Origin of the sequence: Hyphomonas sp., from assembly GCF_046313975.1 — a bacterium.
Lineage (GTDB): Bacteria > Pseudomonadota > Alphaproteobacteria > Caulobacterales > Hyphomonadaceae > Hyphomonas.
This window is the reverse complement of the sequence record NZ_JBKBXB010000067.1, coordinates 1-10,008: the sequence shown is the minus strand read 5'-3', so window position 1 is coordinate 10,008 and position 10,008 is coordinate 1. Positions and strand designations below refer to the sequence as shown.

General features: G+C 65.2%; 8 protein-coding genes and 1 pseudogene. 4 read left to right on the top strand and 5 right to left on the bottom strand.

The window, feature by feature from the left end; translation table 11 throughout:
• Window positions 1-134: 134 nt before the first annotated feature.
• The 3 genes and pseudogenes from ACK4TE_RS15570 to ACK4TE_RS15560 all read left to right on the top strand — a co-directional run.
• Window positions 135-1,103, top strand: a pseudogene (locus tag ACK4TE_RS15570) (Acg family FMN-binding oxidoreductase); the annotation flags it as partial.
• A gap of 6 nt (window positions 1,104-1,109) precedes the next feature.
• Window positions 1,110-1,568 (top strand): MarR family winged helix-turn-helix transcriptional regulator, encoded by a 459-nt coding sequence (locus tag ACK4TE_RS15565; protein ID WP_409912452.1) that lies wholly within the window; start codon window positions 1,110-1,112, stop codon window positions 1,566-1,568.
• A gap of 32 nt (window positions 1,569-1,600) precedes the next feature.
• Complete coding sequence (locus tag ACK4TE_RS15560; RefSeq protein ID WP_409912451.1) at window positions 1,601-2,710, top strand: alpha/beta fold hydrolase; 1,110 nt, start codon at window positions 1,601-1,603, stop codon at window positions 2,708-2,710.
• Here the strand turns inward: ACK4TE_RS15560 and recF are convergent.
• The 5 genes from recF to ACK4TE_RS15535 form a co-directional block, all read right to left on the bottom strand.
• Entirely contained in the window at window positions 2,619-3,731 is a 1,113-nt protein-coding gene (gene recF, locus ACK4TE_RS15555) for a DNA replication/repair protein RecF (RefSeq protein ID WP_409912450.1), read from the bottom strand. The genes ACK4TE_RS15560 and recF overlap by 92 nt on opposite strands.
• Window positions 3,732-3,757: 26 nt before the next feature.
• Window positions 3,758-4,879: a DNA polymerase III subunit beta gene (dnaN, locus tag ACK4TE_RS15550; RefSeq protein WP_409912449.1), complete on the bottom strand. Its 1,122-nt coding sequence runs from the start codon at window positions 4,877-4,879 to the stop codon at window positions 3,758-3,760.
• A 187-nt stretch (window positions 4,880-5,066) separates the two neighbouring features.
• The gene (locus ACK4TE_RS15545) at window positions 5,067-6,518 is read right to left on the bottom strand and encodes a DnaA ATPase domain-containing protein (RefSeq protein WP_409912448.1); all 1,452 of its coding nucleotides are present in this window, start codon (window positions 6,516-6,518) and stop codon (window positions 5,067-5,069) included.
• Window positions 6,519-7,039: 521 nt separating this feature from the next.
• The gene (gene rpsT, locus ACK4TE_RS15540; protein WP_409912447.1) at window positions 7,040-7,303 is read right to left on the bottom strand and encodes a 30S ribosomal protein S20; all 264 of its coding nucleotides are present in this window, start codon (window positions 7,301-7,303) and stop codon (window positions 7,040-7,042) included.
• 125 nt (window positions 7,304-7,428) lie between these two features.
• Window positions 7,429-8,211, bottom strand: coding sequence for an enoyl-CoA hydratase (locus ACK4TE_RS15535; protein WP_409912446.1), 783 nt, complete (start codon window positions 8,209-8,211; stop codon window positions 7,429-7,431).
• A gap of 191 nt (window positions 8,212-8,402) precedes the next feature.
• On the opposite strand from ACK4TE_RS15535, the gene ACK4TE_RS15530 reads away from it, so the two are divergent.
• Window positions 8,403-9,773 carry an ABC1 kinase family protein gene (locus tag ACK4TE_RS15530; RefSeq protein WP_409912445.1) on the top strand — a complete coding sequence of 457 codons (1,371 nt, stop codon included), beginning with the start codon at window positions 8,403-8,405 and terminating at the stop codon, window positions 9,771-9,773.
• Window positions 9,774-10,008: the final 235 nt, after the last annotated feature.

Below are 10,008 nucleotides of genomic sequence, written 5' to 3'. Positions count from 1 at the left end.
TCGTGCTCGCCGCAGCGGGCGCAGGCGCCTTTACCGCGCTCAACCAGCCGAGCCGTGCCGCCCGCGCCGCCTGGCGCGAAGCCGGCCAGCCGGAAGAGTATCGCCGCCGCTTCCTCTCCTAAGCGCTCCTCGCGCCTAACCCGCACAATATGCAGCCCTGGCTCGCCCGCCTCGACGGCGAAGACAGCCTCACGCTCTACTGCGACCTAGAGCGCCGCCTGCCGGAAACCGATCCCTTCGACCGGCAGATCATCCTCGGCCATGGCTGTTTCCTCGAACTCCTCGCGCTCGCCGCCGCCGCCGAAGGCTACGCCGCAGAGATCGAACCCTTCCCGGAAGGCGCGCCGGACATGACCGCCCGCCTCGATGCCCGCCCCGTCGCGCGCGTGCGCTTCCGCGACAGCGCCGCATCGCCCGACGCGCTCTTCGCCCACGCCCTCACGCGCCGCACCAATCGCAACGCGTATGATGCGCGGGAGGTGAGCGCCGATCACCTCGCCGCCCTCGCCGCTGCCGGCACAGCCTTCGGCGCCAGCGCCCACTCCACCGGCGACGGCGACCTCGCCGCCCGCCTGCGCGACCTCACCTGGCGCGCGCATGAAATCGAAGTGCGCACGCCCGCCACCTGGATGGAAAGCGTCGATGTCATGCGCATCGGCCCCTCCGAGGTCGCCCGCCACCGCGACGGCCTCTCGATGGAAGGCCCGATGCTCAGTGCCCTGAACATCGCCGGGATCCTCACGCGCGAAACCCTTGCCGATCCGGGCTCGCAGGCTTTCCGGCAAGGCCTCGACATGTACCGCCCACTCGCCGCCTCCGCCCGCGCCTTCGCCTGGATCACCAATGACGGCCAGAGCCGGGAAGGGGAAATCGCTGCCGGCCGGGCCTATATGCGCCTCGCCCTGCAGGCCGAATCCCTCGGCCTCGCAATCCATCCCTGGAGTCAGGCCCTGCAGGAATATCCGGAAATGGCCGCTCTCTATGAAGAGGTCCACAGCCTTATCGGCGGCGGGCAGAGATTGCAGATGCTGGTGCGCGTCGGCTATGCAAAACCTGTCCTTGCCGCGCCCCGCCGCGGATTGGACGCCCTCCTGCAGAGTTGATCCCGCATGCCGCCCAAACCGCCCAAGCCCGACGAAGCCGCGCTCTATTTTCGCCTCTTCAATGAGATCGGCATCATCGCCCAGCTCTCCGCCAGCCGCTTCCAGCGTGTCCTCCCGCACGATCTCACCGTCGCGCAGTTCAGCCTCCTGAACCACTGCGTCCGCCTCGGCGATGGCTGGACACCGGCCCGTCTTGCCGCCGCTTTTCAGGTCACGCGCGGCACCATGACCAGCACGCTCGGCCGCCTCGAATCCAAGGGCTTCATCCGGATTGATCCCGATACGGAGGATGCCCGCTCCAAGCGCGTCTTCCTCACAAAGTCCGGCCGCGCAGCCCGCGAGGACGCGCTGAAAGCGCTGACGCCGGACCTTGCCGATCTGCCGGCCGGCTTCACCCCCGCCGAGGCCGCCGCCATCCTTCCCACCCTCGAAAAGCTCCGCATCTGGCTCGACACGCACCGCTGAGCGTCGCATATCCTTCTGCAGCGGAGGACAGCATGAAATGGCTCGGAATCGGAATCGTCGTCTTGGCGCTCGCCTTCTGGGCGAGTTGGCTCTGGGCCGGGCGCGAACTCAAACCGCTGGATGACATCGAACGCCAGCGTGCGCCCGGTGCCTTTGCCGATCTCGCTGGCGCCAAGGTGCACTACCGCCTCACCGGCCCCGAGGGCGCGCCCATCATCGTCCTCGTCCACGGCTTCTCGACGCCGTCCTTCATCTTCGACCAAAACGCCGCCGCCCTGCGCGAGGCCGGCTTCCGCGTCCTGCAGTTCGACCATCTCGGCCGCGGCTGGTCGGACCGGCCGAAGGCGAAATACGATGCCGACTTCTACGACTGGGAACTCCTCTCCCTGCTCGACAAGCTCGGCATCGACAAGCCCGCCGGCTTCGTCGGCCTCTCCATGGGCGGCCCCATCGTCGCCGAGTTTGCGGTGCGCCATCCGGAGCGCGTGCAGCGCGTTTTCCTATTCGTGCCTGCGGGTCTCGATGTATCGGGTACGGACGGTTTCCAGGCCTCGCTCTTGCGCACACCGGTCATCGGCGACTGGCTCTGGAGAATGGTCGGTCTGAACACAGTGGCAGGCGATCCGCAATATGACGAGTCCAGTCTTGACCCCGCCAGCCGCCTGCAGGGAGATATCCGTGAGCAGATGAAATACAAGGGTTATGGCCGCGCTCTGCTCAGCACATTCCGGAACTTCCACATGAGCGGGCGCGATGAGACCTGGCGCGCTCTCGCGGCCACCGGCATTCCCGTCTCGGCCGTCTTCGGCGATGCCGATCCCACCATCCCCCTATCCAGCGCCGCCCGCCTCGCCAGTCTCGTATCGGACGCACAGATCATGGTCCTCGAAGCCGGCGATCACGGCCTCAATTACAAGCGCCACAGGGAGGTGAATGAGACGCTCACGGACTGGTTCATCGCCGATCCCGTCTGGTTCCCGGTCATTGATGCGGAGGCCGAATATGACGACGATACCGGCGCCTGGATGCCTTCTGCCTCCGGTGACGAAACTACGTCTCCACAACCGCAGAGAAGGATTCGACGCGAACCAACTGGCATCGATTGCGAAAGCTCTCGAATAAGAACGCGTCGGTGCCGGTGAGCCAGGCCTGCCCGCGCATCACCGCCAACTCATCGAACAGTGCCGCGCGCCGGTCCGGATCAAGGTGCGCCGCTGCCTCATCGAGCAGCAAGAGCGGAGACGGCCCCGTTTCGCTCGCCGCCAGCGCTTCGGCAGAGGCCAGCACCAGCCCGATCAGCAGCGCCTTCTGCTGCCCGGTCGAAGCCTCGCCTGCGGGTGCTCCCGTAGGCCGGTGGATCACACCAAGGTCTGTCCGGTGCGGCCCGCTCAGCGTGCGCCCCGCGCCAATGTCGCGCCGCCGCCCGTCGCGGTAGGCGTCCACCAGCAGGTCAAACACCGCGCGGAAATCATCCCCCCGCAACGCCGCCGCTTCCGCCTCACCGATCAGCGACAGGTCCGCTTTCGGAAACTGCCCCTCGGGCCGCGCCTCGATGGCCGCCTGCAGATCCGCCAGCACCAGCGCCCGGTTAATCGCCAGCTCCGCGCCCGCTTCCGCCAGCCGCGCCTCGATCGCGTCCGCCCATGCCGGGTCCACATGCCCACGCTCGATCAGCGCATTACGCTCCGCCAGCGCTTTCTCATACCGCGCCGAAGCCGGCCCGTGCGAAGGCTGGTGCGCCATCACCAGCCGGTCGAAAAACCGCCGCCGCTCAGACGCGCCGCCGCGAAACACGCCGTCCATCGCCGGCGTCAGCCAGATCAGCCGCACGCGCTCGGCCAGGTCGCCCGGGCTTGCCGGCGCGCCGTCGATGCGCACCGTCCGCTTCGCTGCGCCCGCCGGGTCGAGCGCAATGCCGATCTTCTGGTCCTCGTCCAGCACCGCGGCAATCGACCAGCCCCCCGGCGCGCCGTGCCGCGTCATTTCGGAGAGCTGCGCCGTGCGCAACCCGCGCCCCGGCCCGAACTGGCTCACCGCTTCCAAGAGGTTCGTCTTGCCCGCCCCGTTCGCGCCATACAGGCACACCGCCCGCCCATCGAGCTTCAGCGTCAGCTGCGCGTAGTTCCGAAAATCGGTCAGCGAAAGGCGGGTGAGTGCAGTCATGCGTTCCGGACCCGCCGGCCCGCCTTCTAAACCCGAAGCGGCATCAGCACATAGCGCGCCGACTCGTCCGACGGGTCGAGCACGAGGGCAGGGGAGGCGGGGTCATTGAACATGAACTCCGCCTCATCCGACTCGATCTGGCCGGCGATATCCAGCAGGTATTTTGCGTTGAAGCCGATTTCCATCGGGTCGGAGGCATACTCCGCCTCGATCTCCTCATTGCCCGCGCCCGTCTCGGCATGGTTCACTGCCAGCGTCAGCCGGCCATCGCCCAAGGACAGCTTCACCGAACGCGAACGCTCCGCCGACACGGTCGAGACACGGTCCACGGCCGCCTCGAACGCCTTGTTGTCGACCGTCAGCTTCTTGTCATTGCCCTTCGGAATGACGCGCGCATAGTCCGGGAACGACCCATCGATCAGTTTCGAGGTCAGCACCGCCTTGCCGGCATGCACCACGATCTTCGTGTCCGACACCGTCACCGACACCTCATCCTCGCGCCCGTCGATCAGGCGGCGGATTTCGTTCACTGTCTTGCGCGGCACGATCACGCCTTCCAGCTTCTCGCTGCCTTTCGGCGCTTTCAGTTCGGCCAGCGCCAGGCGGTGGCCATCCGTCGCCACCGAGCGCAGCACCGGCTTGCCGGCCTCGTTCTTCGCGGCATGCAGGTAGATGCCATTGAGATAGTACCGCGTCTCCTCGGTCGAGATCGCAAACCGCGTCTTGTCGATCAGCCGCGCCAGTTCTCCGGCCGCGATGTTGAAGGACACGCCGCCTTCATCCGTCGTCATCGTCTGGAAGTCCGCGGCTGGCAGCGTCGGCAACTCGAACTGCGAGCGCCCGGCCGTCAGCACCAGACGCTGCGTCTCCGGATTCAGATCCATCTGCACCGCCGCGCCCGCCGGTAGCTTGCGTACAACATCAAACAGCGTGCCTGCCGGCGCCGTCACTGCGCCATCCTTTGAAACCTTCGCCGTCGCCGAATCGACCGCCTCGATATCCAGGTCCGTCGCCGTCAGGCGCAGCTCGCCCTTCTTGGCTTCCAGCAGCACGTTGGACAGGATCGGGATGGTCGTGCGGCGCTCGACGATGTTCTGCACATGGCTCAGTGCATCCAGCAGGTCACCGCGTTCGATTGTCAGTTTCATCGTCTCGTCCGTCCATCACTGGCGCCCATGCCTTCGGGCGCCCCCAGTTTCTGTCAGTATCAGTCTTGCCGAAAATCCCCGGCCCAGCCGGGAATCAGCCCGCCTCCGGGGGGAAGCGGGCCGAGGATGCTTAAACAAGTTGCAGCAAAAGCCAAGCGCCCAGACGGCCCCGATGCGCCTGCACGCTTCAGGTCTGGCCGCTTTCGAGCAGTTCGAGGATGGTTGCCTCGACCCGTGCGATGTCTTCGACCAGGCGGGTATCTTCGGCCAGGGATTTCTTGATACGCCGGAAGGCGTAAAGCACTGTTGTGTGGTCTCTTTTTCCGAAAGCACGGCCGATCTGCGGGAAGGACTTCCGGGTCAGCGTGCGGCACAGGTACATGGCGATCTGACGCGGATAGACGAAGGCCTGCATCTTGCTCGGCCCTTCAAGGTCGGCGCGCGCGATCGGGAAGATCTTCAGCGTCGCCTTCTTGATCACATCGATCGTCGGCTCGCGCTGCTCGCCGGCATGGCGGCGGATGACGCGGTCCAGCATCTCCATCGTCGGCTCTTCCTCGCCGAAGTTCGCTTCGGTGAACAGGCTCCACACGGCGCCCGTCAGTTCGCGGCCCGGGCCGCGGATGCCGGCATTCAGTTTCTGGATCATGTCGTCGCTCAAGCGGAACTCCGGGTGGCTGGCGCTGATGTGGGACGCAAGACGTACAAGTATTTCACGGCGCATCGTCGCATCGGGCAGGCCGACTTCAACCGAAGTCGCGCCCTTGATCTCGCTGAGCAGACGCTGGCCGAAGCCCGTCGTCTCTCCCGGCGCCGTGTCGCCCACCAGAACCACCTGGCCGCCATTGCCGGTGACTTCGCGGATGTTCTGATAGAGCTCATTGCCGGTGCCCGGCTTGCCGGCGATCCGGTGCAGGTCATCGATGATCAGCAGCGTCGCGGCGCGCAGGCGGCGTTTCAGGTCGCTGGTATCGCGGGCCCGCACGCCGTCGAGGTAGGCCGACATGAATTCCTCGGCCGTCAGGTACACCACCTTGCGCTTGGCATTCTGCGCGGTGGCTTCCGCCTTAAGCGCCAGCACGATGTGCGTCTTGCCGGTGCCCTGCGGGCCATAGATCAGCGTGATCGCCGTGCCGGCCGGCAGGCCAGCGGCAATCCGCTTCGCCATGTTGGCAGCGATCTGGTTCGACGGGCCGACCACGAGGTTGGCAAACGTCATCGCCGGGCTCGCCGCCGGGGCGGGGACGGCGGCATCTTCTGCCACGTCTTCCTCGTCCAGCTCCTCGGCCCACGGATCGCCGATCAGATCGCGCATCTCCTCCGGAATCGTCAGCCAACAGACCAGTTTGATCTTGCGCTCGAGCGGATCGAAAGCCGCCCAAAGGCGCTCGATCTCGCGCTTGTGGCGCGCATTGACACGGCTCAGCGCAACAGCGTCGCGCGCCGCCAGCAGCATTTCGTTCTCGACATCCGCCACAAGACGCAGATCCGCGATCCAGCGCGTGAATTCGTCCTGGTCCAATCGCGACTCGAGGGTGACCAGCACGTCTTCCCAGACGCGCAGACCCGTGACCTCGCCATTCTGACCGTCCTGGCCATTCTGATTGACGCGAGAGACAAACAATCTTTTTCGGCCCATCACCGACCCCGTTTCTAGTTTTGATCGCTCTTCCCAACTCGCACACAATGCGCCCCGGCAGGCCCCCGCCTGATACACAAAAATACTCTTTACCGGGACTATATTCAGCTGGTGAGACGGAAGTTATTCGGCACAGAAATCCATTACAAGCCCCACTTTTTTTTGAACGCGCCAATAAGGATGTTGACTCGGTTCACATGGTTAAAATGCGCTGGAAATACATCAGCTTGAGCGGCCCAAAAAAATACATGTGAGCGTCTGGTGACTTTTGTTCACAGAAGTTCTGTCAACAGGAGACTTCCATATTTGGTTGTGGAAAACCCGCTTTTTCAGACCCTGTTTGCAACCCTGCCACACCCCGGGTTTCTGACGCGCCGGACAAACCGCTCAGGTTGGATTTTCGGCCGCGAAAGATCTCCGCCACACGTTTTCAATAGCATGTACAGCGGACAAAAACAAAGCCCGCCAGGGTCTCTGACGGGCCTTTGATCTTTGTCGGCGAAATGCCGCAGAGGCTGGGCTCAGCCCATGGCCTTCACGCGGGCCGAAAGGCGCGAGACCTTGCGGGAAGCCGTATTCTTGTGGGCGACGCCTTTGGTCACCGCGCGCATGATTTCCGGCTGGGCAGCTTTCAGCGCCTCGGCGGCAGCGGCCTTGTCGCCCGATGCGATGGCTTCCTCGACCTTGCGGACATAGGTGCGCACGCGCGATTTGCGGGCCTTGTTGACCTCGGTGCGGGCCGCAATCTTGCGGACCATCTTCTTGGCAGAACGTGTATTTGCCATTGTGAACTCCAGATGCCCCCGGCCAGAGAAGGTGTGGCCCGGTCAGGCAGAAGGCGGGGGAATACATAAACGGCGGGTGTGCGTCAACCGCGATATTCGCCGAAAAGCAGCCGCCCGCCGGGGCTTCAGCGGTCCCGGAAGTGCGCCGTGCGCTTTTCCAGATAGGCTTTCATACCTTCTTTCTGGTCATCGGTGGCAAACAGCGAGTGGAACAGGCGCCGCTCGAACTGGATGCCCTGCGACATCGGCGTCTCATAGGCGGCGTTGATCGCCTCCTTGGTCATCATCGCGGCGGCGCGCGGCATCTGGGCGATGGTCTTCGCCAGCTCGCGGGCCTCGTCCATCAGGTCGTCCGCCGGCACGATCCGGCTGATCAGGCCGCAGCGCTCGGCTTCCTGAACCTCCATCATCCGGCCCGTCAGGCACAGTTCCATCGCCTTCGACTTGCCGATCACCCGCGTCAGGCGCTGCGTCGCGCCCGCGCCCGGCATGATGCCGAGGCGGATTTCCGGCTGGCCGAAACGCGCATTGTCGGCGGCCAGGATAATGTCGCACATCATCGCCAGCTCGCAGCCGCCGCCGATGGCATAGCCGGCCACCGCCGCGATCACGGGCTTGCGGGCCCGCGCCGTGCGTTCCCAGTTCCGGGTGATGAAGTCCTCATAATAGGACTGCGGGAAGGTCTTGTTCTGGATTTCCTTCACGTCCGCGCCGCCGGAGAAGGCGCGCTTTGATCCGGTCAGGATGATGCACAGGATGTCGTCATCCGCCTCGAACCGGTCGAGCGCCGCCGACAGTTCGGTCATCATCTCTTCGCTCAGGGCGTTCAGGCTCTCCGGCCGGTTCATCTGGATGACGGCATATCCGTCTTCAGGAACGGCTTCGGTGATCAGGGTTTTGTAGGACATGGGATTTTCCGGGTGCGGGGAGGCGCTGCTGTATCGCGGGGTGGTCCGTCAGGTGCGGGTCGCGGCGGTGGGTGCAGTCTGGCCTCTGATACTGTCGAATTGGCGGGCGCTATACTCCAGCCTTACAGCCTTGTCACGCGGCCCCCCGCCGCAGCCTGTGCAAGCGCCGGGCCGCCCTCTATATCCGCTGCATGAGCGACACCTCCCGGCCTGACGATCCCGAACGCAACCGCCTCACCGGCCGGCTCGCCCGTACGGCGAAAGTCGGGGTGAACCTCTCCGGCGCCGGCATCGCCTTTGCTGCGCAGTCCCTGTTCGGCGGCGATGAGGGCGACCAGAAAACGGCAAAGGCCCTCGCCGCCGCACTCGGCAAATCCAAGGGCCCGCTGATGAAAGTGGCCCAGCTCCTCTCCACCATCCCGGACCTGCTACCCGCCGAATACGCGGCCGAGTTCGCCCAGCTTCAGGCCGAGGCCCCCGCGATGGGCTGGCCTTTCGTCAGGCGCCGCATGCGCGCCGAGCTCGGGGCAGGCTGGGAAGCAAAGTTCGCCACCTTCGGCAAGGAAGCCGCCCACGCCGCCTCCCTCGGCCAGGTCCACCGCGCGACGCTGCACGATGGCCGCGAGGTCGCCTGCAAGCTGCAGTATCCTGACATGGCGAGCGCCGTGGAATCCGATGTCGGCCAGTTGCGCACGCTCCTCGGCCTCTTCAAGCGCATGGACGGCTCCATCGACCCCGACGCGATGGTCGAGGAAATCACCGACCGCCTGCGCGAAGAACTCGACTATGCCCGCGAGGCAAAACACATCGCGCTCTACCGCCAGATGCTCGCCGGCAAATCCTTCGTCACCTGTCCCGAGCTGGTGCCGGAGCTCTCCACCGACCGCCTCCTCACCATGACATGGCTTTCCGGGGACAGGCTCACCGCCTTCGAAGCCGCGCCGCAGGAAACCCGCAACCGCATCGCCGCCATGCTGTTCTGGACATGGTGGACGCCGATGAACTCCTATGCTGTCATCCACGGCGACCCGCATCTCGGCAACTACCAGGTCACCGGCGGCGGGGAGGGGATCAACCTGCTCGATTTCGGCTGCGTGCGCATCTTCCCGCCGCGCTTCGTCGGCGGCGTGGTCGATCTCTACCGCGCGATGCTGCACGATGATTTCGACGCGGCCTATGCCGCCTACGAGACCTGGGGCTTCGAGAATCTCTCCCGCGAGCTTGCCGAAGTGCTTAACGTCTGGGCCCGCTTCATCTACGGCCCGATCATCGACGACCGGGTGCGCACCGTCGCCGACGGCGTCACCGCCGGCGAGTATGGCCGCAAGGAAGCCTTCCGCGTCCGCCAGCTGCTGAAGGAAAAAGGCCCGGTGAAGATCCCGCGCGAATTCGTCTTCATGGACCGCGCGGCCATCGGTCTCGGCGCCGCCTATCTCCGCCTCGGCGCAGAGCTGAACTTCCACCGCCTGTTCGAGGAAAGCCTCGAAGGCTTCACCGTAGAAACCGTCGCCGCCCGCCAGTCCGAAGCCCTCGCCGCTGCCGGTCTTTCCAGTCCGGCCTGAGCAGGCCCCGGTTGATGGCGCCCCTGCCCGCCGCTAGGCTGGAAGGCCAAGGGGACAACCGGCATGGAACCAGACACCAGCGAACCCGGCGCGCCGCAGAAGCCGCCGATCGCACATATGTGGATGTCGGCCCTGTTCTGGTCGCTTGCAGCGCTCGTCGTGTTTCCGTGGCTGATTTACGAAATATCCTTCCTGCATGAGGCCGTTGCCCCTTCGGCGGCGGAAATGGTCTGGG